Raw genomic sequence first — 19,393 nt, forward strand, 5'->3', positions numbered from 1 at the left:
GAAGGGGTGCATCATGGCAATCGTTAAATGCAAACCGACTTCCCCTGGCCGCCGTTTTGTGGTCAAGGTGGTCAACCAGGAGCTGCACAAAGGCGCTCCTCACGCACCGCTGCTCGAGAAAAAATCGAAGTCTGGTGGTCGTAACAACAATGGCCGCATCACTACTCGTCACGTAGGTGGTGGTCACAAGCAGCATTACCGTCTGGTCGACTTCCGTCGCAACGACAAGGACGGCATCGCCGCCACTGTCGAGCGTATCGAATACGATCCAAACCGTACTGCTCACATCGCTCTGCTGCTGTACGCAGACGGCGAGCGTCGCTACATCATCGCCCCTAAAGGCGTGAGTGCTGGCGACCAGCTGATCGCAGGCGCTCTGGCTCCAATCAAGCCAGGCAACACCCTGCAACTGCGCAACATCCCAGTGGGTTCGACCGTACACGGTATCGAACTGAAACCAGGCAAGGGTGCACAGATCGCTCGTTCCGCTGGTGCTTCGGCTCAGCTGATCGCTCGTGAAGGCGTGTACGTTACCCTGCGTCTGCGTTCCGGCGAAATGCGTAAAGTGCTGTCGGAATGCCGTGCAACGCTGGGCGAAGTCTCGAACTCCGAGCACAGCCTGCGTTCGCTGGGTAAAGCCGGTGCCAAACGCTGGCGTGGCGTTCGCCCAACCGTTCGTGGTGTTGCCATGAACCCGGTTGACCACCCACATGGTGGTGGTGAAGGTCGTACCTCCGGTGGTCGTCATCCGGTATCGCCATGGGGCTTCCCGACTAAGGGCGCGAAGACTCGTGGTAATAAGCGTACCGACAACATGATCGTCCGTCGTCGCAAGTAAATAGAGGGATACGACAGTGCCACGTTCTCTGAAAAAAGGTCCTTTTATCGATCTTCACCTACTGAAGAAGATCGAAGTGGCGGCGGAGAAGAACGATCGCAAACCAGTCAAGACCTGGTCGCGTCGTTCCATGATCCTGCCACAAATGGTCGGTCTGACCATCGCTGTGCATAACGGTCGTCAGCATGTCCCAGTTCTCGTGAACGAAGACATGGTCGGTCACAAACTGGGCGAATTTGCCGGTACCCGTACCTATCGTGGTCACGTGGCCGACAAGAAAGCCAAGCGTTAAGGGGTTAGGAAATGGAAGTAGCCGCTAAGTTGTCGGGCGCTCGAATCTCCGCCCAGAAAGCCCGCTTGGTCGCCGACCAGATCCGCGGGAAGAAGGTGGGCGATGCGCTCAACCTGCTGGCTTTCAGCAGTAAGAAAGCCGCCGAGATCATGAAAAAAGTGCTGGAGTCGGCCGTAGCCAACGCCGAGCATAACGAAGGCGCTGACGTTGATGACCTGAAGGTCAGCACCGTTTTCGTCAACGAAGGGCGTTCGCTGAAGCGTATCATGCCGCGTGCCAAGGGCCGTGCTGATCGCATCGTCAAGCGGTCTTGCCATATCACTGTCAAGGTTGCTGACAAGTAACGGAGTCGAAGAGATGGGTCAGAAAGTACATCCCATTGGCATTCGCCTGGGAATCGTCAAGGAGCACACCTCCGTCTGGTACGCAGACGGTCGCACTTACGCGGACTATCTGCTTGCAGATCTGAACGTGCGTGAGTACCTCCAGGACAAACTAAAAAGCGCGTCCGTAAGCCGTATCGATATCCATCGTCCGGCCCAAACCGCACGCATCACCATCCACACCGCTCGTCCAGGTATCGTTATCGGGAAGAAAGGTGAAGATGTTGAAAAACTGCGTCAGGACCTGACCAAGCAAATGGGTGTGCCTGTGCACATCAATATCGAAGAGATCCGCAAGCCGGAACTCGACGGTATGCTGGTTGCGCAGAGCGTAGCTCAGCAGCTGGAGCGTCGTGTCATGTTCCGTCGCGCCATGAAGCGCGCCGTACAGAACGCCATGCGCATTGGTGCCAAGGGCATCAAGATCCAGGTGAGCGGTCGTCTCGGCGGTGCTGAGATCGCACGTACTGAATGGTATCGCGAAGGTCGTGTGCCACTGCACACCCTGCGTGCCGATATCGACTATGCCACCTACGAAGCTCACACCACCTACGGTGTGATCGGTGTCAAGGTTTGGATCTTCAAGGGCGAAGTAATTGGTGGTCGCCAGGAAGAGCTGAAGCCGCAAGCACCAGCGCCTCGTAAAAAAGCTGCCAAGTAAGGGGTACGCCAAATGTTGCAACCAAAGCGTACGAAGTTCCGCAAGCAGATGACCGGCCACAACCGTGGTCTGGCACTGCGCGGTAGCAAAGTCAGCTTCGGCGAGTTCGCGCTGAAGTCTGTTGCTCGCGGTCGTCTCACCGCTCGTCAGATCGAGTCGGCACGTCGTGCCCTGACCCGTCACGTAAAACGTGGCGGCAAGATCTGGATCCGTGTATTCCCGGACAAGCCTATCTCCAAGAAGCCCCTCGAAGTTCGTATGGGTAAAGGTAAGGGTAACGTCGAGTACTGGGTTGCCCAGATTCAGCCAGGCAAGGTCCTGTATGAAATCGAGGGTGTTTCTGAAGAGCTGGCGCGTGAGGCTTTCGCCCTGGCTGCTGCAAAGCTGCCGCTCGCCACCTCCTTTGTTAAACGGACGGTGATGTGATGAAAGCGAATGAACTTCGTGAAAAATCCGCACAGCAGCTGAACGAGCAACTGCTCGGCCTGCTGCGCGACCAGTTCAATCTGCGCATGCAGAAAGCAACTGGCCAGTTGGGGCAGTCTCACCTGCTCTCGCAAGTTAAGCGCGATATCGCTCGTGTGAAAACTGTGCTCAACCAGCAGGCAGGTAAGTGATCATGGCTGAAGCCGAAAAGACCGTCCGTACGCTGACTGGCCGTGTTGTCAGCGACAAAATGGACAAGACCATCACCGTTCTGATCGAGCGTCGCGTCAAGCACCCGATCTACGGTAAATACGTTAAGCGTTCGACTAAGCTGCACGCGCACGACGAAACCAACCAGTGCCACATCGGCGACAAGGTCTCCATCCGTGAGACCCGTCCGCTGGCCAAGACCAAGTCTTGGGCGCTGGTCGAGGTTATCGAACGCGCTGTGGAAGTCTAAGGGCTAGGGGTCGGAGAAATTATATGATTCAGACTCAATCCATGCTCGATGTGGCCGATAACAGCGGCGCTCGTCGCGTTATGTGCATCAAGGTGCTTGGTGGCTCCCATCGTCGTTACGCAGCTATCGGTGACATCATCAAAGTTACCGTGAAGGAAGCCATTCCTCGCGGTAAGGTGAAGAAAGGCCAGGTGATGACTGCTGTTGTAGTCCGCACCCGTCACGGCGTCCGTCGTGCCGATGGTTCGATCATTCGCTTTGATGGCAACGCTGCTGTTCTGCTGAACAACAAGCAAGAGCCGATCGGCACCCGTATCTTTGGGCCAGTGACCCGTGAACTTCGCTCTGAGAAGTTCATGAAGATCGTCTCGCTCGCCCCAGAAGTGCTGTAAGGAGATCCGACATGCAAAAGATTCGTCGTGACGACGAGATCATCGTGATCGCCGGCAAAGACAAAGGTAAGCGCGGTAAGGTGCTTAAGGTTCTGGCTGACGACCGTCTGGTCGTCGGTGGCCTGAACCTGGTCAAGCGTCATACCAAGCCTAACCCGATGTCGGGCGTACAGGGCGGTATCGTCGAGAAAGAAGCGCCACTGCACGCTTCCAACGTCGCCATTTTCAACAGCGAGACCAACAAGGCTGACCGCGTTGGTTTCAAAGTAGAAGACGGCAAGAAAATTCGTGTCTTCAAGTCGACCCAAAAAGCGGTTGATGCTTGAACACTGCTAGGTAGAAGACCATGGCACGACTGAAAGAGATTTACCGGAAGGAAATCGCTCCGAAGCTTAAGGAAGAACTTAAGCTGGCGAACGTGATGGAAGTTCCGCGCATTACCAAGATCACCCTGAACATGGGTCTGGGCGAAGCGATCGGCGACAAGAAAGTCATCGAGCACGCTGTTGCTGACCTGGAAAAGATCACCGGCCAGAAAGTCGTTGTGACTCACGCTCGCAAATCCATCGCAGGCTTCAAAGTCCGCGAAGGTTGGCCGATCGGTGTCAAGGTGACCCTGCGTCGCGATCGTATGTACGAGTTCCTGGATCGTCTGCTGTCGATCTCCCTGCCTCGGGTTCGCGACTTCCGCGGCCTGAATGCCAAGTCCTTCGATGGTCGTGGCAATTACAGCATGGGCGTGAAAGAGCAGATCATCTTCCCGGAAATCGATTACGACAAGATCGATGCTCTGCGCGGTCTGGACATTACCCTGACCACCACTGCCAAGACGGATGAAGAAGGTCGCGCTCTGCTGCGTGCTTTCAAATTCCCGTTCCGCAACTGATTGGAGTAGGAAAATGGCCAAGAAGAGCATGAAGAACCGTGAGCTGAAGCGTCAGCTCACCGTTGCCAAGTACGCCACCAAGCGCGCAGCGCTCAAAGCTATCATCGTCGACCTGAACGCAAGTCCAGAAGCACGTTGGGAAGCCTCGATCGCTCTGCAGAAGCAGCCACGTGACGCCAGCGCCTCGCGCCTGCGTAACCGCTGCCGCCTGACTGGTCGTCCGCACGGCGTTTACCGCAAGTTCGGCCTGGGCCGTAACAAGCTGCGTGAAGCCGCCATGCGTGGTGACGTACCAGGCCTGGTCAAAGCCAGCTGGTAAGCCGCACTTCCTCAGTCGCCCTGGTCCGGGTCGCAAGATCCTGACCGGTGGTGGCCTGGAGTCTGAATCAAGCCCCTTTTGGGGCTTGATTCATTTCTGGCGTATGTCTAGAATGACCGGCTCGCCTGAGCCTGCACTTTTTACGTGCGGAACAGTTCGGCGACAGTTGCAGCCGCAAGGCTCATTTTTTTTGTATCAGGAGCATCTAGCCCATGAGTATGCAGGACCCGTTAGCGGACATGCTAACTCGAATCCGTAATGCCCAGATGGCTGAAAAGTCCGTCGTAAGCATGCCGTCTTCCACGCTGAAGGTGGCTGTAGCAAAAGTCCTCAAGGACGAAGGTTACATTGCGGGTTTTCAGGTAACCACCGACGCCAAGCCGTCGCTGTCCATCGAGCTGAAGTACTTCGAAGGCCGTCCGGTCATCGAGGAAGTGAAGCGCGTTAGCCGTCCAGGCCTGCGTCAGTACAAGTCCGTCGAAGAACTGCCGAAAGTACGTGGCGGTCTGGGCGTGTCTATCGTCTCCACCAACAAGGGTGTGATGACTGATCGTGCTGCGCGCGCTGCCGGTGTCGGCGGCGAAGTTCTTTGCACAGTGTTCTAAGGGGGGATAAGCATGTCTCGCGTCGCTAAGAACCCCGTTAAGCTGCCAGCTGGTGTCGAAGTCAAATTCGCCGGCCAACAGCTTTCGGTGAAGGGTGCCAAGGGCACTCTCGAACTGAATGTCCATTCGTCCGTCGAGATCGTCCAGGAAGCTGGTGAGCTGCGTTTCGCCGCTCGCAACGGCGACCAGCAGACTCGCGCAATGGCTGGTACCACGCGTGCGTTGGTCAACAACATGGTCCAGGGCGTAAGCCAAGGCTTCGAGCGCAAGCTCCAGCTGGTCGGTGTTGGTTACAAGGCACAAGCAAAAGGCTCGGTCCTGAACCTGGCCCTTGGCTTCTCGCACCCAGTGGATTACGAACTGCCGGAAGGCATCACCGCTGAAACGCCTAGCCAGACCGACATCCTGATCAAGGGTATCGACAAGCAGCTGGTAGGTCAGGTGGCCGCCGAGATCCGCGACTTCCGTCCACCAGAGCCTTACAAAGGTAAAGGTGTGCGCTACGCGGACGAAGTCGTCCGTCGTAAAGAAGCCAAGAAGAAGTAGGGCATAGCAAATGACCGACAAAAAAGTTACTCGACTGCGTCGCGCTCGCAAAGCACGCCTGAAAATGCACGAACTCGAAGTCGTGCGTCTCTGCGTGTTCCGCTCTTCGCAGCACATCTACGCCCAGGTCATTTCGGCCGACGGCAACAAGGTCCTGGCCAGCGCCTCGACTTTGGATAAAGAACTGCGTGATGGTGCCACCGGCAACATCGACGCGGCCACTAAGGTTGGCCAGCTGGTCGCTTCGCGTGCAAAAGCCGCAGGCGTCTCGCAGGTGGCTTTCGACCGCTCTGGCTTCAAGTACCACGGCCGCGTCAAGGCGCTGGCTGAGGCTGCTCGTGAAGCTGGGCTGGAGTTCTAAGTTATGTCCAATAACGACCAAAAGCGCGACGAAGGCTACATCGAGAAGCTGGTTCAAGTTAACCGCGTAGCCAAAACCGTAAAAGGTGGCCGTATCTTCACTTTCACCGCGTTGACCGTGGTAGGTGACGGTAAGGGCCGTGTAGGCTTCGGCCGTGGCAAGTCGCGTGAAGTGCCTGCTGCGATCCAGAAGGCCATGGAAGCTGCTCGCCGCAACATGATCCAGGTGGACCTGAACGGCACCACTCTGCAGTACGCCACGAAGTCCGCCCACGGCGCTTCGAAGGTCTACATGCAGCCTGCATCTGAAGGTACCGGTATCATCGCTGGCGGCGCTATGCGTGCTGTCCTCGAAGTGGCTGGCGTTCAGAACGTTCTGGCCAAGTGCTACGGCTCGACCAACCCGGTAAACGTGGTTCACGCCACTTTCAAGGGTCTGAAAGCCATGCAATCCCCTGAGTCCATTGCTGCCAAGCGCGGCAAAACTGCAGCGGAGATCCTGTGATCATGGCAACCGTAAAAGTAACGCTGATCAAAAGCACCAGCGGCCGTATCCCTAGCCACAAACTGTGCGTCAAGGGTCTGGGTCTGCGTCGCATCGGTCACACTGTAGAAGTCCAGGATACTCCCGAGAATCGCGGGATGATCAACAAGGCTTACTACATGCTGCGTGTCGAGGGTTAATCGATGAAACTCAATGATCTGAGTCCAGCGCCGGGTTCCCGTCGCGAAAAGCATCGTCCGGGCCGTGGTATCGGTAGCGGTTTGGGTAAGACTGGTGGCCGTGGTCACAAAGGTCAGACCTCCCGTTCCGGTGGCACCATCGCTCCAGGCTTTGAAGGCGGTCAACAGCCGCTGCATCGTCGCCTGCCGAAGTTCGGTTTCGTTTCCCTGAAGGCCATGGACCGCGCTGAAGTGCGTCTGTCCGAGCTGGCCAAGGTGGAAGGCGACGTCGTAACCGTGCAGTCCCTGAAAGATGCCAACGTGATCAACCAGAACGTTCAGCGTGTGAAAATCATGCTGTCGGGCGAAGTGACTCGCGCTGTAACCATCAAGGGTATCGCCGCCACCAAGGGTGCGCGTGCGGCTATCGAAGCAGCTGGCGGCAAGTTCGAGGAATAAATGGCTAAGCAAGGTGCTCTCTCAGCGCTCAGCAAAGGCGGGTTGTCCGAGCTCTGGGCTCGTCTGCGTTTCCTGTTCCTGGCGATTATCGTCTATCGGATCGGTGCGCATATCCCAGTTCCAGGTATCAACCCGGACCGGCTGGCGGACCTGTTTCGACAGAATGAGGGGACCATTCTTAGCTTGTTCAACATGTTTTCCGGCGGCGCGCTGGAGCGGATGAGTATCTTTGCACTGGGGATCATGCCGTACATCTCGGCATCGATCATCATGCAATTGATGACCGCCATCAGCCCGCAGCTGGAGCAGTTGAAGAAGGAAGGTGAGGCTGGTCGTCGCAAGATCAGCCAGTACACCCGCTATGGCACCGTCGTCCTGGCCCTCGTTCAAGCCATTGGCATGTCCATTGGCCTGGCTGGTCAGGGCGTAGCTTTTGCTGCTGATTTCGGCTTCCATTTCGTTGCGGTGTCCACGTTCGTGGCCGGCGCGATGTTCATGATGTGGCTGGGTGAGCAGATTACGGAGCGCGGTGTTGGCAACGGTATCTCGATGCTGATTTTTTCGGGTATCGTCGCCGGTCTTCCGAGAGCGATCGGGCAGTCTTTCGAGTCTGCGCGTCAGGGTGATATCAACATTTTCGCCCTGGTTGCCATCGGTTTGCTGGCAGTAGCGATTATCGGTTTCGTGGTGTTCATTGAGCGTGGCCAGCGTCGTATTGCTGTTCACTACGCCAAGCGTCAGCAGGGCCGCAAGGTCTTTGCTGCGCAGACCAGCCACCTGCCGCTGAAAGTGAATATGGCCGGTGTGATTCCAGCTATCTTCGCGAGCAGCATCTTGCTGTTTCCGGCTTCGTTGGGTGCCTGGTTCGGTCAGTCTGAAGGTATGGGCTGGTTGCAGGACATCTCGCAGTCGATCGCTCCTGGTCAGCCGTTGAATATTCTGCTGTTTAGTGCAGGGATTATTTTCTTCTGCTTCTTCTATACGGCGTTGATGTTCAATCCGAAAGACGTAGCGGAAAACCTGAAGAAGTCCGGTGCCTTTATTCCGGGTATCCGTCCGGGCGAGCAGTCGGCGCGCTACATTGATGGCGTTCTGACCCGTTTGACCATGTTCGGTGCTCTATATATGACGGCCGTGTGCCTGTTGCCCCAGTTCCTGGTGGTTGCAGCAAACGTTCCGTTCTACCTTGGCGGGACCTCGTTGCTGATCGTGGTCGTGGTTGTGATGGACTTCATGTCCCAAGTGCAATCTCACCTCGTTTCGCACCAGTACGAATCCCTGATGAAGAAAGCCAACCTGAAGGGCTACGGCAGCGGCATGCTGCGCTGAAGCACCCATAAGGTTCGAGGAGTTGGTGATGAAAGTTCGTGCATCGGTGAAAAAGCTGTGCCGTAACTGCAAGATTATTCGCCGCGAAGGTGTGGTTCGAGTAATTTGCAGCGCGGAACCGCGTCACAAACAGCGCCAAGGCTGAGTGTGATCTGCTTGAAGCCCAGCAGCTAGTGCGCTGCTGGGTTGATTATTTGTTATTACAGCGATATTATCTCGCGCCCTATTTCTTGGCTTCCGGGGCGTAGGTAGCTGTCAATTGGAGTCCCACTGAATGGCCCGTATTGCAGGCGTTAACATTCCAGATAACAAGCACACTGTTATCTCGCTGACCTACATCTATGGTGTTGGTCGCACTACTGCACAGCAGATCTGTGCAGTGACTGGGGTCAACCCAGCCGCGAAGATCAAGGATCTGAGCGACGAGCAGATTGAACAGCTGCGTGGCGAAGTGGCGAAGTTCACCACTGAAGGTGACCTGCGTCGCGAAATCAACATGAAAATCAAGCGCTTGATGGACCTGGGCTGCTACCGCGGTCTGCGTCATCGTAAAGGTCTGCCAGTGCGCGGTCAGCGTACCAAGACCAACGCGCGTACTCGCAAAGGTCCGCGTAAGCCGATCCGCAAGTAATCGCACCAGCGAATCGACAGGAATTTAGTCATGGCAAAACCTGCTGCTCGTCCTCGTAAGAAAATCAAAAAGACAGTGGTTGATGGCATCGCCCACATCCACGCGTCTTTCAACAACACCATCGTGACCATCACCGACCGTCAAGGTAACGCTCTGTCCTGGGCTACCTCCGGTGGTTCGGGTTTCCGCGGTTCCCGTAAGTCCACCCCGTTCGCTGCTCAGGTAGCGGCTGAACGTGCTGGCCAAGCTGCGCTGGAATATGGCCTGAAGAACCTCGACGTCAACGTCAAGGGTCCAGGTCCAGGTCGTGAGTCCGCTGTCCGTGCTCTGAACGGCTGTGGCTATAAGATCGCCAGCATCACCGACGTGACGCCAATCCCGCACAACGGGTGCCGTCCGCCGAAGAAGCGCCGCGTGTAATCCAGGAGATTGTAAAGAATGGCTCGTTACATTGGTCCAAAATGCAAACTGGCTCGTCGCGAAGGCACCGACCTCTTCCTGAAGAGTGGCGTGCGCGCTATCGAATCCAAGTGCAACATCGAAGCAGCTCCTGGTATCCACGGCCAGCGTCGCGGTCGTCAGTCCGACTACGGCACCCAGCTGCGTGAGAAGCAAAAAGTTCGTCGTATCTACGGCGTACTCGAGCGTCAGTTCAGCGGCTACTATAAGCAAGCTGCTGGCAAGAAAGGTGCAACCGGTGAAAACCTGCTGCAACTGCTCGAGTGCCGTCTGGACAACGTCGTATACCGTATGGGCTTCGGCTCGACTCGTGCCGAATCGCGCCAGTTGGTATCGCACAAGTCCATCAGCGTTAACGGCAAGACCGTAAACGTTCCGTCCTACCAGGTTCGTGCTGGTGACGTGGTTGCTGTTCGCGAAAAAGCGAAGAACCAACTGCGTATCGTCCAGGCCCTGGAACTGTGTGCTCAGCGTGGCCGCGTAGAATGGGTAGATGTGGACACTGACAAGAAGTCGGGCGTTTTCAAAAGCGTTCCTGCTCGCAGTGACCTCTCCGCCGACATCAACGAAAGCCTGATTGTCGAGCTCTACTCCAAGTAAGGGCTAGAAAATAGGTGCATCCATGCAGATTTCGGTAAATGAGTTCCTGACACCCCGTCACATCGACGTGCAGGTTGTCAGTCCAACCCGCGCTAAGATCACTCTCGAGCCTCTCGAGCGTGGTTTTGGCCACACCCTGGGCAACGCGCTGCGCCGCATCCTGTTGTCCTCAATGCCAGGCTGTGCAGTAGTCGAGGCCGAGATTGACGGTGTGCTCCACGAGTACAGCGCCATCGAAGGTGTACAGGAAGACGTCATTGAAATCCTGTTGAACCTTAAAGGTCTGGCTATCAAGCTGCACGGCCGTGACGAAGTTACGCTGACCTTGTCGAAGAAGGGTTCGGGGGTGGTTACCGCTGCCGATATTCAGCTGGATCATGATGTCGAGATCGTTAACCCCGATCACGTAATCGCCAACCTGGCGTCCAATGGCGCCTTGAACATGAAGCTCACCGTAGCTCGTGGCCGTGGCTATGAACCAGCAGACTCGCGTCAGAGCGATGAAGACGAAAGCCGCAGCATCGGTCGCTTGCAGCTTGACGCTTCGTTCAGTCCGGTTCGCCGTATCGCCTACGTGGTGGAAAACGCCCGTGTCGAACAGCGTACCAACCTGGACAAACTGGTTATTGATCTGGAAACCAACGGTACCCTGGATCCTGAAGAGGCCATCCGTCGTGCTGCAACCATCCTGCAACAGCAGTTGGCTGCGTTCGTCGACCTCAAGGGTGACAGTGAGCCAGTGGTTGTCGAACAGGAAGACGAGATCGATCCGATCCTGCTTCGCCCGGTTGACGATCTGGAACTGACTGTACGTTCGGCCAACTGCCTTAAGGCGGAAAACATCTACTACATCGGCGACCTGATTCAGCGTACCGAAGTAGAGCTGTTGAAGACTCCGAACCTGGGCAAGAAATCCCTGACCGAAATCAAGGATGTTCTGGCCTCCCGCGGTCTGTCCCTCGGCATGCGCCTCGATAACTGGCCGCCTGCAAGTCTTAAGAAGGACGACAAGGCGACTGCCTGATCGTCGTAATCACCGAACGTAGTGTTTGGTAAGGAATGAACCATGCGTCATCGTAAAAGTGGACGTCACCTGAGCCGCACCAGCTCGCACCGCAAGGCCATGTTCCAGAACATGGCTGTGTCGCTGTTCGAGCACGAGCTGATCAAAACCACTCTGCCAAAAGCCAAGGAACTGCGCCGCGTTGCCGAGCCGCTGATCACTCTGGCTAAAGTAGACAGCGTTGCTAACCGCCGTCTGGCTTTCGACCGTACCCGTTCGAAAGCTATCGTCGGTAAGCTCTTCAACGACCTGGGCAAGCGCTACGCTACCCGTCAGGGTGGCTACCTGCGCATCCTGAAGTGCGGTTTCCGCGCTGGCGACAACGCTCCTATGGCGTACGTCGAGTTGGTTGATCGTGCTACTGCTGGCGATGCTGTATCTGCCGAGTAAGACATCGGTCTGAAACAAAGAACCGGGCCCAGCGCCCGGTTTTTTGTGCCTGCTATAAACGTACGGGTTGTTAATAGTTGTTAACTATCGCTTTAGATGGATTAATGCATTTGTTCCTGTAACCTTCCTGGTCAATACTTCCTCTCAGCCGATTAGCCGGCAGCACCAAGACCCAGAGAGGAAGGATGAGTATGAGCCAGAACAAAACGCTGACGACCGCCAGCGGCGCTCCCGTCGCAGATAACCAGAATTCCCGTTCCGCTGGCCCTCGTGGCCCGCTGCTGCTCGACGACTTTCATCTGATCGAGAAGCTTGCCCACTTCAACCGTGAAAACATCCCCGAGCGCCGTGTACATGCCAAAGGCTCGGGAGCCTACGGAACCTTCACCGTAACCCGGGACATCACCCAATACACCAGCGCCAAGCTGTTCGAGGCGGTCGGCAAGAAGACCGAGACGTTCCTGCGTTTCTCCACCGTGGGCGGTGAACGTGGCTCGGCTGACACCGAACGTGATCCACGTGGTTTTGCCCTGAAGTTCTACACCGAGGAAGGCAACTGGGACATCGTTGGCAACAACACCCCGGTGTTCTTCATTCGCGACCCGCTGAAATTCCCGGACTTCATCCATACCCAGAAGCGTCTGCCGCAAAGCAACCTGAAAAGTGCACAGATGATGTGGGACTTCTGGTCGCACTCGCCCGAGGCGCTGCACCAGATCACCATCCTGTTCTCCGATCGCGGGATCCCGGATGGCTACCGTCATATGCACGGTTTTGGCAGCCACACCTACAGCCTGATCAATGCCAAGGGCGAGCGTCATTGGGTGAAATGGCACTACAAGACCAAGCAGGGCATCAAGAATCTGGCGCCGGCCGAGGCGGCGCGCCTGGCGGGTACCGACCCGGATTACGCCCAGCGTGACCTGTTCAATGCGATCGAGCGCGGCGACTTCCCGAAATGGAGTGTGTGCATCCAGATCATGACCGAGGCCCAGGCCGCGGCACATTATGAGAACCCGTTCGACGTGACCAAGACCTGGTCGCAGAAAGAGTTCCCTTTGATCGAAGTCGGCGAACTGGAATTGAACCGCAACCCGCTGAACTACTTCGCCGAAGTCGAGCAGGCGGCGTTCGGTCCGAGCAACATGGTGCCGGGTGTGGGCCTGTCACCCGACCGCATGCTCCAGGGGCGGGTGTTCGCCTACGCCGACGCCCACCGCTACCGTGTCGGTACCAACCACCAGCAACTGCCGGTGAACGCGCCCCGCAGCCCGGTCAACAGCTACCAGCGCGACGGTGCCATGGCCTTCGGCAGCAACGGTGGTGCAGCGCCGAACTACGAGCCGAACAGCTACGCCGATGCGCCGAAACAGGCTCCTCGTTACGCTGAGCCGCCACTGGCCCTGAGCGGTGCCGCCGATCGCTACGATCATCGTGAAGACACCGACTACTTCAGCCACGCCGGTGCGCTGTTCCGCCTGATGAACGACGAGCAGAAGGCACTGTTGATCAGCAACATCGCCGGTGCGATGGCCGGTGTGTCCGATGACGTCGTTCAGCGCCAACTGCAGTATTTCTTCAAGGCCGACCCGGCTTACGGCGAAGGCGTCGCGAAGGCGCTCGGAGTAGTCGTGAAGTAAGTCTAAACGAGAAGCAGAACCGCCCTCATTTGGGCGGTTTTTCGCTTCAGATCGGCGGTTTTTCTCTGCTATTTCTCACTTTTCTACTGTTTTTGCCGTGACCTTCCGGTCAGCTTGGTTCAAAATACAGACTTTCAAGCAGGGAGATGTAGGGCGATGCAAGGTCACCCGGATGTTATCGATTACCTCAACACGTTGCTGACCGGTGAACTGGCAGCCCGTGATCAATATCTGATCCATTCGCGGATGTACGAGGACTGGGGCTTCAGCAAGCTCTACGAGCGCATCAATCACGAAAGTGAAGAAGAGGCGCAACACGCCGATGCGCTGATCCGTCGAATCCTGATGCTCGAAGGCACCCCGCGCATGCGTCCGGACGATCTGGACGTCGGCACCACCGTGCCGGACATGTTCGCCGCCGACCTGCGTCTGGAGTACAAGGTGCGCGCCGCGCTGTGCAAGGGCATCGAGCTTTGCGAACAGCATAAGGACTACATCTCCCGCGATATCCTGCGCCAGCAACTGGCCGATACCGAGGAAGATCACACCTACTGGCTGGAGAAGCAGTTGGGGTTGATCAAGTCCATCGGGCTGGAAAACTACCTGCAGTCGCAGTGCTGAGGTGAATGGCCGGTGCTGTGCACCGGTTCGCCGGCAAGCCGGGCCTCCTACAGGATCGCGTCGTGCCCCGATGCCGGATACGCCGCTCCCCTCTGTAGGAGCCTGGCTTGCCAGCGAAAGCGATCTCAATTTCACAAAAAAGCCCCTGCCATCGCACGATGACAGGGGCTTTTTCATGCCCGCCGATTACGCCCGATCGCGAATCAGCAACGGCTTCAGGTAGTGCCCGGTATGCGACTGTGGCATCTCCGCCACCTGCTCCGGCGTGCCCACCGCGATGATCTGGCCGCCCTTGGAACCACCCTCGGGCCCCAGGTCCACCAGCCAGTCGGCGGTCTTGATCACATCGAGGTTGTGCTCGATCACCACCACGGTGTTGCCGTGGTCACGCAGCCGATGCAGCACGTCCAGCAACTGCTGGATATCCGCGAAGTGCAGGCCGGTGGTCGGCTCGTCGAGGATATACAGGGTCTTGCCGGTATCGCGCTTGGACAGCTCGCGGGACAGCTTTACCCGCTGCGCCTCGCCACCGGACAGGGTGGTCGCCGACTGCCCCAGCTTGATATACGAGAGCCCGACGTCCATCAGCGTCTGCAGCTTGCGCGCCAGTGCCGGCACCGCATCGAAAAACTCCCGGGCGTCCTCGATGGTCATCTCCAGCACTTCGTGGATGTTCTTGCCCTTGTACTTGATCTCCAAGGTCTCGCGGTTGTAGCGCTTGCTCTTGCACACGTCGCACGGCACATAGATATCCGGCAGGAAGTGCATCTCCACCTTGATCAGGCCGTCGCCCTGGCAGGCCTCGCAACGGCCGCCCTTGACGTTGAACGAGAAGCGCCCCGGACCATAGCCCCGGGAGCGGGCCTCCGGCACGCCGGAAAACAGCTCACGGATCGGCGTGAACAGACCGGTGTAGGTCGCCGGGTTGGAGCGCGGCGTCCGACCGATCGGGCTTTGGTCGATATCCACCACCTTGTCCAGGTGCTGCAGGCCGTTGATGCTGTCATGGGCCGCCGCTTCCAGGGTCGTGGCGCCGTTGAGCGCAGTGGCACTGAGCGGGAACAGGGTGTTGTTGATCAGGGTCGACTTGCCCGAGCCGGACACGCCGGTCACGCAGGTCAGCAGGCCGATCGGAATCTCCAGATCGACGTTGCGCAGGTTGTTGCCGCGCGCGCCCTTGAGGGTCAGCGACAGCTTCTTGTTGCGTGGCGTGCGTTTGGCCGGGACCTCGATCTTCACCCGGCCCGACAGGTACTTGCCGGTGAGCGAGTCCGGGTGCGCCATGACCTCGGCCGCGGTGCCCTGGGCGACGATGCTGCCGCCATGCACGCCGGCGCCGGGGCCGATATCCACCACGTAGTCGGCCAGGCGGATCGCGTCCTCGTCGTGCTCAACGACGATCACCGTGTTGCCGATGTCACGCAGATGCTTCAACGTGCCGAGCAGGCGATCGTTGTCGCGCTGGTGCAGGCCGATGGACGGCTCGTCAAGGATGTACATCACCCCGACCAGGCCGGCGCCGATCTGGCTGGCCAGGCGGATGCGCTGGGCCTCGCCGCCGGACAGGGTGTCGGCACTGCGGTCCAGGGTGAGGTAGTCGAGGCCGACGTTGACCAGAAATTGCAGGCGTTCGCAGATCTCCTTGAGGATCTTGTCGGCGATTTCACCGCGCCGTCCGGTCAGCTTCAGGCCGGAGAAGTAGCCGGCGGCATCGCCGATCGGCAGGTTGGTCACGGCCGGCAGGGTTTTCTCACCCACCCACACATGCCGCGCCTCACGGCGCAGGCGGGTGCCACGGCAGTCCGGGCAGGGCTGGGTGCTGAGGAACTTGGCCAGCTCCTCGCGCACGGTAGCCGACTCGGTCTCGCGGTAGCGCCGTTCCAGGTTCGGCACGATGCCCTCGAACGGGTGCGAGCGCTTGACGATATCGCCGCGGTCGTTAAGGTACTTGAAATCGACGTTCTGGCTGCCGCTGCCGTTGAGGATGACCTTCTGCTGGTCCGCCGGCAGGCTGTTGAATGGCACTTCCAGGCTGAAGCCATAGTGCGCGGCCAGCGAGCCGAGCATCTGGAAGTAGTAGACGTTGCGTCGGTCCCAGCCGCGTATCGCGCCCTCGGCCAGAGTCAGTTCGCCATTGACCAGGCGCTTGACGTCGAAGAACTGCTTCACCCCCAGGCCGTCACAGGTGGGGCAGGCACCGGCCGGGTTGTTGAAGGAGAACAGCTTGGGTTCCAGTTCGCTGATGGCGTGACCGCAGACCGGGCAGGCGAAGCGTGCGGAGAAGATCATCTCCTCGCCCGGCTCGTCGTCCATGGGGGCGACCAGGGCAATGCCGTCGGCCAGCTTCAAGGCGGTCTCGAAGGATTCCGCCAGGCGCTGCTGCAGGTCGGCGCGGACCTTGAAGCGGTCGACCACCACATCGATCGTGTGTTTCTTCTGCTTGTCGAGCTTGGGCACTTCGTCCAGCTCGTACAGCTTGCCGTCGACCCGCGCCCGGACGAAGCCTTGCGCCCGCAGCTCCTCGAACACCGACAGGTGCTCGCCCTTGCGTTCGCGGATCACCGGCGCCAGCAGCATCAGCTTGGCGCCTTCGGGCTGAGCCAGGACCAGGTCGACCATCTGGCTGACGGTCTGCGCCTCCAGCGGGATGTCGTGGTCCGGGCAGCGCGGCGTGCCCACGCGGGCATACAGCAGGCGCAGGTAGTCGTAGATCTCGGTAATGGTGCCGACCGTCGAGCGCGGGTTGTGGGAGGTCGATTTCTGTTCGATGGAAATGGCCGGGGAGAGGCCCTCGATGGTGTCGACGTCGGGCTTTTCCATCATTGACAGGAACTGCCGGGCATAGGCCGACAGCGATTCGACGTAGCGGCGCTGGCCCTCGGCATACAGCGTATCGAACGCCAGGGACGACTTGCCGGACCCGGACAGGCCGGTGATGACGATCAGCTTGTCCCGGGGCAGGGTCAGGTCGATGTTCTTCAGGTTGTGGGTTCGGGCCCCACGAATCAGGATCTTGTCCAAAGTGGCCTCGCACGGCGGGCGGTAAAGGCAGGAGTATAAGGCTAAATACTGGATGGATGCACACTATCGCGACACGGCATGGCAGCCTTGCATGACAGGATGCTGAACGAGTGAGCGACAAAGCGTCACCCTATACCCGCTCAAACGATGGGACTGATAGAATCGCCGCCGGTTCACACGAGGTTTTTCCATGCACGATCCCCACAGCGAACGCATGAGTGGCGGCGAGACCCGCGCGGCAAGCGGCCTGGCCCTGGTGTTCGCGTTCCGTATGCTTGGCATGTTCATGGTGTTGCCGGTCCTGGCGACCTACGGGATGGATCTGGCAGGCGCGACCCCCGCGCTGATCGGCCTGGCCATCGGTGCCTACGGTCTCACCCAGGCTCTGTTCCAGATCCCGTTCGGGATCATCTCCGACCGTATCGGCCGTCGCCCGGTGATCTACCTGGGCCTGATCGTCTTTGCCCTCGGCAGCCTGCTGGCGGCCCAGGCCGACTCGATCTGGGGCGTGATCGCCGGACGGATCCTGCAGGGCGCCGGGGCGATTTCCGCGGCGGTCATGGCATTGCTCTCGGACCTGACCCGCGAACAGCACCGTACCAAGGCCATGGCCATGATCGGCATGACCATCGGTCTGTCGTTCGCCGTGGCGATGGTGGTCGGGCCGCTGCTGACCCGTGCTTTCGGCCTGTCCGGGCTGTTCCTGGCGACGGGCGGCATGGCCCTGGTCGGTATCCTGATCATCGCCCTGATGGTGCCCAGGGCCACCAGCCCGCTGCAGCACCGCGAGTCCGGCGTGGCCCGCCAGGCGCTGCTGCCGACGCTCAAGCACCCGGACCTGCTGCGCCTGGACCTGGGCATCTTCGTTCTGCACGCGATGCTGATGTCGAGCTTCGTCGCCTTGCCGCTGGCCTTCGTGGAAAAGGCCGGCCTGCCCAAGGAACAGCACTGGTGGGTGTACCTGACCGCCTTGCTGATCTCCTTCTTCGCCATGATCCCGTTCATCATCTACGGCGAGAAGAAACGCAAAATGAAACGAGTTTTACTCGGCGCGGTGACGACGCTGATGCTCACTGAGCTATTCTTCTGGGAGTTCGGTGATGGTTTGCGGGCCCTGGTGATCGGTACGGTGGTGTTCTTCACCGCCTTCAACCTGCTGGAGGCTTCGCTGCCGTCGCTGATCAGCAAGGTTTCACCGGCCGGTGGCAAGGGCACGGCGATGGGGGTGTATTCCACCAGTCAGTTCCTCGGCTCGGCACTCGGCGGTATTCTGGGCGGCTGGATGTTTCAGCATGGCGGTCTGTCGGCGGTATTCCTCGGATGCGCCGCACTGGCTGCCCTCTGGCTGGCCTTTGCTGTTACCATGCGTGAACCTCCCTATGTGACGAGCCTGCGCTTGCCGTTATCGCCCGAGGCGATCCGCGAAGCGGGTCTGGTCGAGCGCCTGAAAGCCGTCGTAGGGGTAACCGATGCAGTCGTCGTAGCCGAAGAGGCCGCCATCTACATCAAACTGGACACCGAATTGTTGGATCGCACCACCCTCGAGCGCCTGGTCAATGAACCGGCCTCGCAAGCGTGCGAAGCCTAGGAGAACGTTATGGCCCGTGGGGTTAACAAAGTCATATTGGTCGGCACTTGCGGCCAGGATCCCGAAGTTCGCTACCTGCCCAACGGCAACGCCGTGACCAACCTGAGTCTGGCCACCAGCGAACAGTGGACCGACAAGCAGACTGGCCAGAAAGTCGAGAAGACCGAATGGCACCGTGTCTCGATGTTCGGCAAGGTGGCCGAGATCGCCGGCGAATACCTGCGCAAGGGTTCGCAGGTCTATATCGAAGGCAAGCTGCAGACTCGCGAGTGGGAAAAGGACGGTATCAAGCGCTACACCACCGAGATCATCGTCGACATGCAGGGCACCATGCAACTGCTGGGCGGCCGTCCACAACAGGGCGACCAACAGGGCGGTGGCAACAACTACCAGCAGTCCGCTCCTCGCCAACAGGCACCGCGCCCACAGCAGGCGCCCCAGCGTCCAGCTCCGCAGCAGGCCGCCCCGCAGCCGGCTCCGGACTTCGACAGCTTCGATGACGATATCCCGTTCTGAAGTGTAGCTTTTTCAGAACCGTAAACATTAGAAGCGAAGCCATTGATTAGGCTTCGCTTTTTTATTGTTTACAGATTTTTGCGGAGTAAGGGCTACATTGTAGTGGATGAACTGATCCCGGACACCTCGATAGGTAATTTCGGCACCATCGCCCGCTCGTAAGCAGACGGCAGCAAATATCCCAGTTTCGAGTGCCGACGTTGGGTTACATGACGACAGCGTTGGCCGAGCAGGACATCGGCCGC

The 19,393-nt window shown here is 58.6% G+C and carries 29 protein-coding genes; 28 read left to right on the forward strand and 1 reads right to left on the reverse strand.

Annotation, left to right across the window (positions count from 1 at the left end; all coding sequences use genetic code 11):
- The first annotated feature begins 13 nt into the window (after positions 1 to 13).
- The 26 genes from rplB (at position 14) to bfr (ending at position 14,023) form a co-directional block, all read left to right on the forward strand.
- Positions 14 to 838, forward strand: a complete 825-nt coding sequence (gene rplB / locus K675_RS0100375) for a 50S ribosomal protein L2 (protein WP_017901532.1) — start codon at positions 14 to 16, stop codon at positions 836 to 838.
- 16 nt (positions 839 to 854) lie between these two features.
- Entirely contained in the window at positions 855 to 1,130 is a 276-nt protein-coding gene (rpsS, locus tag K675_RS0100380) for a 30S ribosomal protein S19 (RefSeq protein ID WP_002555486.1), read from the forward strand.
- Positions 1,131 to 1,141: 11 nt separating this feature from the next.
- Positions 1,142 to 1,474: a 50S ribosomal protein L22 gene (gene rplV / locus K675_RS0100385; RefSeq protein ID WP_003304070.1), complete on the forward strand. Its 333-nt coding sequence runs from the start codon at positions 1,142 to 1,144 to the stop codon at positions 1,472 to 1,474.
- Positions 1,475 to 1,487: 13 nt separating this feature from the next.
- Positions 1,488 to 2,174, forward strand: coding sequence for a 30S ribosomal protein S3 (gene rpsC / locus K675_RS0100390; RefSeq protein WP_007924192.1), 687 nt, complete (start codon positions 1,488 to 1,490; stop codon positions 2,172 to 2,174).
- A gap of 12 nt (positions 2,175 to 2,186) precedes the next feature.
- Positions 2,187 to 2,600, forward strand: a complete 414-nt coding sequence (gene rplP / locus K675_RS0100395) for a 50S ribosomal protein L16 (protein ID WP_003228729.1) — start codon at positions 2,187 to 2,189, stop codon at positions 2,598 to 2,600.
- Positions 2,600 to 2,791 carry a 50S ribosomal protein L29 gene (rpmC, locus tag K675_RS0100400; RefSeq protein ID WP_002555481.1) on the forward strand — a complete coding sequence of 64 codons (192 nt, stop codon included), beginning with the start codon at positions 2,600 to 2,602 and terminating at the stop codon, positions 2,789 to 2,791. Before rplP ends, rpmC begins: the two co-directional genes overlap by 1 nt.
- A 2-nt stretch (positions 2,792 to 2,793) precedes the next feature.
- Positions 2,794 to 3,060: a 30S ribosomal protein S17 gene (gene rpsQ / locus K675_RS0100405; RefSeq protein WP_026144794.1), complete on the forward strand. Its 267-nt coding sequence runs from the start codon at positions 2,794 to 2,796 to the stop codon at positions 3,058 to 3,060.
- Positions 3,061 to 3,083: 23 nt separating this feature from the next.
- Positions 3,084 to 3,452 carry a 50S ribosomal protein L14 gene (rplN, locus tag K675_RS0100410; RefSeq protein ID WP_009397502.1) on the forward strand — a complete coding sequence of 123 codons (369 nt, stop codon included), beginning with the start codon at positions 3,084 to 3,086 and terminating at the stop codon, positions 3,450 to 3,452.
- An 11-nt stretch (positions 3,453 to 3,463) separates the two neighbouring features.
- Positions 3,464 to 3,778, forward strand: coding sequence for a 50S ribosomal protein L24 (rplX, locus tag K675_RS0100415; protein ID WP_010443924.1), 315 nt, complete (start codon positions 3,464 to 3,466; stop codon positions 3,776 to 3,778).
- Positions 3,779 to 3,798: 20 nt separating this feature from the next.
- Positions 3,799 to 4,338, forward strand: a complete 540-nt coding sequence (gene rplE / locus K675_RS0100420) for a 50S ribosomal protein L5 (RefSeq protein WP_010443923.1) — start codon at positions 3,799 to 3,801, stop codon at positions 4,336 to 4,338.
- Between the two features lie 13 nt (positions 4,339 to 4,351).
- On the forward strand, positions 4,352 to 4,657 hold the full coding sequence (gene rpsN, locus K675_RS0100425; protein WP_017901535.1) for a 30S ribosomal protein S14: 306 nt from the start codon (positions 4,352 to 4,354) through the stop codon (positions 4,655 to 4,657).
- Positions 4,658 to 4,869: 212 nt separating this feature from the next.
- On the forward strand, positions 4,870 to 5,262 hold the full coding sequence (rpsH, locus tag K675_RS0100430) for a 30S ribosomal protein S8 (RefSeq protein ID WP_017901536.1): 393 nt from the start codon (positions 4,870 to 4,872) through the stop codon (positions 5,260 to 5,262).
- Positions 5,263 to 5,274: 12 nt separating this feature from the next.
- Complete coding sequence (gene rplF, locus K675_RS0100435) at positions 5,275 to 5,808, forward strand: 50S ribosomal protein L6 (protein ID WP_017901537.1); 534 nt, start codon at positions 5,275 to 5,277, stop codon at positions 5,806 to 5,808.
- Between the two features lie 10 nt (positions 5,809 to 5,818).
- Positions 5,819 to 6,169 (forward strand): 50S ribosomal protein L18, encoded by a 351-nt coding sequence (rplR, locus tag K675_RS0100440; RefSeq protein ID WP_017901538.1) that lies wholly within the window; start codon positions 5,819 to 5,821, stop codon positions 6,167 to 6,169.
- Between the two features lie 3 nt (positions 6,170 to 6,172).
- Positions 6,173 to 6,673: a 30S ribosomal protein S5 gene (rpsE, locus tag K675_RS0100445; protein WP_017901539.1), complete on the forward strand. Its 501-nt coding sequence runs from the start codon at positions 6,173 to 6,175 to the stop codon at positions 6,671 to 6,673.
- Positions 6,674 to 6,675: 2 nt separating this feature from the next.
- Positions 6,676 to 6,852 (forward strand): 50S ribosomal protein L30, encoded by a 177-nt coding sequence (gene rpmD / locus K675_RS0100450; RefSeq protein WP_026144795.1) that lies wholly within the window; start codon positions 6,676 to 6,678, stop codon positions 6,850 to 6,852.
- A 3-nt stretch (positions 6,853 to 6,855) separates the two neighbouring features.
- Positions 6,856 to 7,290 (forward strand): 50S ribosomal protein L15, encoded by a 435-nt coding sequence (gene rplO, locus K675_RS0100455; RefSeq protein ID WP_010220318.1) that lies wholly within the window; start codon positions 6,856 to 6,858, stop codon positions 7,288 to 7,290.
- Positions 7,291 to 8,619, forward strand: coding sequence for a preprotein translocase subunit SecY (gene secY / locus K675_RS0100460; RefSeq protein WP_017901541.1), 1,329 nt, complete (start codon positions 7,291 to 7,293; stop codon positions 8,617 to 8,619).
- 28 nt (positions 8,620 to 8,647) lie between these two features.
- Positions 8,648 to 8,764, forward strand: a complete 117-nt coding sequence (gene rpmJ / locus K675_RS31970) for a 50S ribosomal protein L36 (RefSeq protein ID WP_002555468.1) — start codon at positions 8,648 to 8,650, stop codon at positions 8,762 to 8,764.
- A gap of 129 nt (positions 8,765 to 8,893) precedes the next feature.
- Positions 8,894 to 9,250 (forward strand): 30S ribosomal protein S13, encoded by a 357-nt coding sequence (gene rpsM, locus K675_RS0100465; protein WP_017901542.1) that lies wholly within the window; start codon positions 8,894 to 8,896, stop codon positions 9,248 to 9,250.
- A gap of 30 nt (positions 9,251 to 9,280) precedes the next feature.
- Positions 9,281 to 9,670, forward strand: coding sequence for a 30S ribosomal protein S11 (gene rpsK / locus K675_RS0100470; protein ID WP_007924177.1), 390 nt, complete (start codon positions 9,281 to 9,283; stop codon positions 9,668 to 9,670).
- Positions 9,671 to 9,688: 18 nt separating this feature from the next.
- On the forward strand, positions 9,689 to 10,309 hold the full coding sequence (rpsD, locus tag K675_RS0100475; protein WP_017901543.1) for a 30S ribosomal protein S4: 621 nt from the start codon (positions 9,689 to 9,691) through the stop codon (positions 10,307 to 10,309).
- Positions 10,310 to 10,331: 22 nt separating this feature from the next.
- Positions 10,332 to 11,333, forward strand: a complete 1,002-nt coding sequence (locus tag K675_RS0100480) for a DNA-directed RNA polymerase subunit alpha (protein WP_017901544.1) — start codon at positions 10,332 to 10,334, stop codon at positions 11,331 to 11,333.
- A gap of 42 nt (positions 11,334 to 11,375) precedes the next feature.
- The gene (gene rplQ / locus K675_RS0100485; RefSeq protein WP_017901545.1) at positions 11,376 to 11,762 is read left to right on the forward strand and encodes a 50S ribosomal protein L17; all 387 of its coding nucleotides are present in this window, start codon (positions 11,376 to 11,378) and stop codon (positions 11,760 to 11,762) included.
- A gap of 191 nt (positions 11,763 to 11,953) precedes the next feature.
- Positions 11,954 to 13,402: a catalase gene (locus K675_RS0100490; RefSeq protein ID WP_017901546.1), complete on the forward strand. Its 1,449-nt coding sequence runs from the start codon at positions 11,954 to 11,956 to the stop codon at positions 13,400 to 13,402.
- A 156-nt stretch (positions 13,403 to 13,558) separates the two neighbouring features.
- Complete coding sequence (bfr, locus tag K675_RS0100495) at positions 13,559 to 14,023, forward strand: bacterioferritin (RefSeq protein WP_017901547.1); 465 nt, start codon at positions 13,559 to 13,561, stop codon at positions 14,021 to 14,023.
- 186 nt (positions 14,024 to 14,209) lie between these two features.
- Here the strand turns inward: bfr and uvrA are convergent, their stop codons facing one another.
- Complete coding sequence (gene uvrA / locus K675_RS0100500) at positions 14,210 to 17,044, reverse strand: excinuclease ABC subunit UvrA (protein WP_017901548.1); 2,835 nt, start codon at positions 17,042 to 17,044, stop codon at positions 14,210 to 14,212.
- Positions 17,045 to 17,234: 190 nt separating this feature from the next.
- Here uvrA and K675_RS0100505 point away from each other — a divergent pair, with 190 nt between their 5' ends.
- Positions 17,235 to 18,632, forward strand: coding sequence for an MFS transporter (locus K675_RS0100505; protein ID WP_017901549.1), 1,398 nt, complete (start codon positions 17,235 to 17,237; stop codon positions 18,630 to 18,632).
- 9 nt (positions 18,633 to 18,641) lie between these two features.
- The gene (locus K675_RS0100510) at positions 18,642 to 19,148 is read left to right on the forward strand and encodes a single-stranded DNA-binding protein (RefSeq protein ID WP_017901550.1); all 507 of its coding nucleotides are present in this window, start codon (positions 18,642 to 18,644) and stop codon (positions 19,146 to 19,148) included.
- Positions 19,149 to 19,393: the final 245 nt, after the last annotated feature.

Source organism: Pseudomonas fuscovaginae SE-1 (genome assembly GCF_000364705.1).
Classification (GTDB): domain Bacteria; phylum Pseudomonadota; class Gammaproteobacteria; order Pseudomonadales; family Pseudomonadaceae; genus Aquipseudomonas; species Aquipseudomonas fuscovaginae_A.

Coding starts and splice junctions, on each gene's coding strand:
- rpmJ (WP_002555468.1), top strand. CDS start 8,648: ATGAAAGTTCGTGCATCGGTGAAAAAGCTGTGCCGTAACTGCAAGATT.
- rpmC (WP_002555481.1), top strand. CDS start 2,600: ATGAAAGCGAATGAACTTCGTGAAAAATCCGCACAGCAGCTGAACGAG.
- bfr (WP_017901547.1), top strand. CDS start 13,559: ATGCAAGGTCACCCGGATGTTATCGATTACCTCAACACGTTGCTGACC.
- K675_RS0100505 (WP_017901549.1), top strand. CDS start 17,235: ATGCACGATCCCCACAGCGAACGCATGAGTGGCGGCGAGACCCGCGCG.
- rpsC (WP_007924192.1), top strand. CDS start 1,488: ATGGGTCAGAAAGTACATCCCATTGGCATTCGCCTGGGAATCGTCAAG.
- rpsN (WP_017901535.1), top strand. CDS start 4,352: ATGGCCAAGAAGAGCATGAAGAACCGTGAGCTGAAGCGTCAGCTCACC.
- rpsK (WP_007924177.1), top strand. CDS start 9,281: ATGGCAAAACCTGCTGCTCGTCCTCGTAAGAAAATCAAAAAGACAGTG.
- rplB (WP_017901532.1), top strand. CDS start 14: ATGGCAATCGTTAAATGCAAACCGACTTCCCCTGGCCGCCGTTTTGTG.
- K675_RS0100510 (WP_017901550.1), top strand. CDS start 18,642: ATGGCCCGTGGGGTTAACAAAGTCATATTGGTCGGCACTTGCGGCCAG.
- secY (WP_017901541.1), top strand. CDS start 7,291: ATGGCTAAGCAAGGTGCTCTCTCAGCGCTCAGCAAAGGCGGGTTGTCC.
- rplQ (WP_017901545.1), top strand. CDS start 11,376: ATGCGTCATCGTAAAAGTGGACGTCACCTGAGCCGCACCAGCTCGCAC.
- rpsD (WP_017901543.1), top strand. CDS start 9,689: ATGGCTCGTTACATTGGTCCAAAATGCAAACTGGCTCGTCGCGAAGGC.
- rplN (WP_009397502.1), top strand. CDS start 3,084: ATGATTCAGACTCAATCCATGCTCGATGTGGCCGATAACAGCGGCGCT.
- rpmD (WP_026144795.1), top strand. CDS start 6,676: ATGGCAACCGTAAAAGTAACGCTGATCAAAAGCACCAGCGGCCGTATC.
- rplO (WP_010220318.1), top strand. CDS start 6,856: ATGAAACTCAATGATCTGAGTCCAGCGCCGGGTTCCCGTCGCGAAAAG.
- rpsE (WP_017901539.1), top strand. CDS start 6,173: ATGTCCAATAACGACCAAAAGCGCGACGAAGGCTACATCGAGAAGCTG.
- rplF (WP_017901537.1), top strand. CDS start 5,275: ATGTCTCGCGTCGCTAAGAACCCCGTTAAGCTGCCAGCTGGTGTCGAA.
- rplX (WP_010443924.1), top strand. CDS start 3,464: ATGCAAAAGATTCGTCGTGACGACGAGATCATCGTGATCGCCGGCAAA.
- rpsH (WP_017901536.1), top strand. CDS start 4,870: ATGAGTATGCAGGACCCGTTAGCGGACATGCTAACTCGAATCCGTAAT.
- rplE (WP_010443923.1), top strand. CDS start 3,799: ATGGCACGACTGAAAGAGATTTACCGGAAGGAAATCGCTCCGAAGCTT.
- rplR (WP_017901538.1), top strand. CDS start 5,819: ATGACCGACAAAAAAGTTACTCGACTGCGTCGCGCTCGCAAAGCACGC.
- rpsQ (WP_026144794.1), top strand. CDS start 2,794: ATGGCTGAAGCCGAAAAGACCGTCCGTACGCTGACTGGCCGTGTTGTC.
- rpsM (WP_017901542.1), top strand. CDS start 8,894: ATGGCCCGTATTGCAGGCGTTAACATTCCAGATAACAAGCACACTGTT.
- K675_RS0100490 (WP_017901546.1), top strand. CDS start 11,954: ATGAGCCAGAACAAAACGCTGACGACCGCCAGCGGCGCTCCCGTCGCA.
- K675_RS0100480 (WP_017901544.1), top strand. CDS start 10,332: ATGCAGATTTCGGTAAATGAGTTCCTGACACCCCGTCACATCGACGTG.
- rplP (WP_003228729.1), top strand. CDS start 2,187: ATGTTGCAACCAAAGCGTACGAAGTTCCGCAAGCAGATGACCGGCCAC.
- rplV (WP_003304070.1), top strand. CDS start 1,142: ATGGAAGTAGCCGCTAAGTTGTCGGGCGCTCGAATCTCCGCCCAGAAA.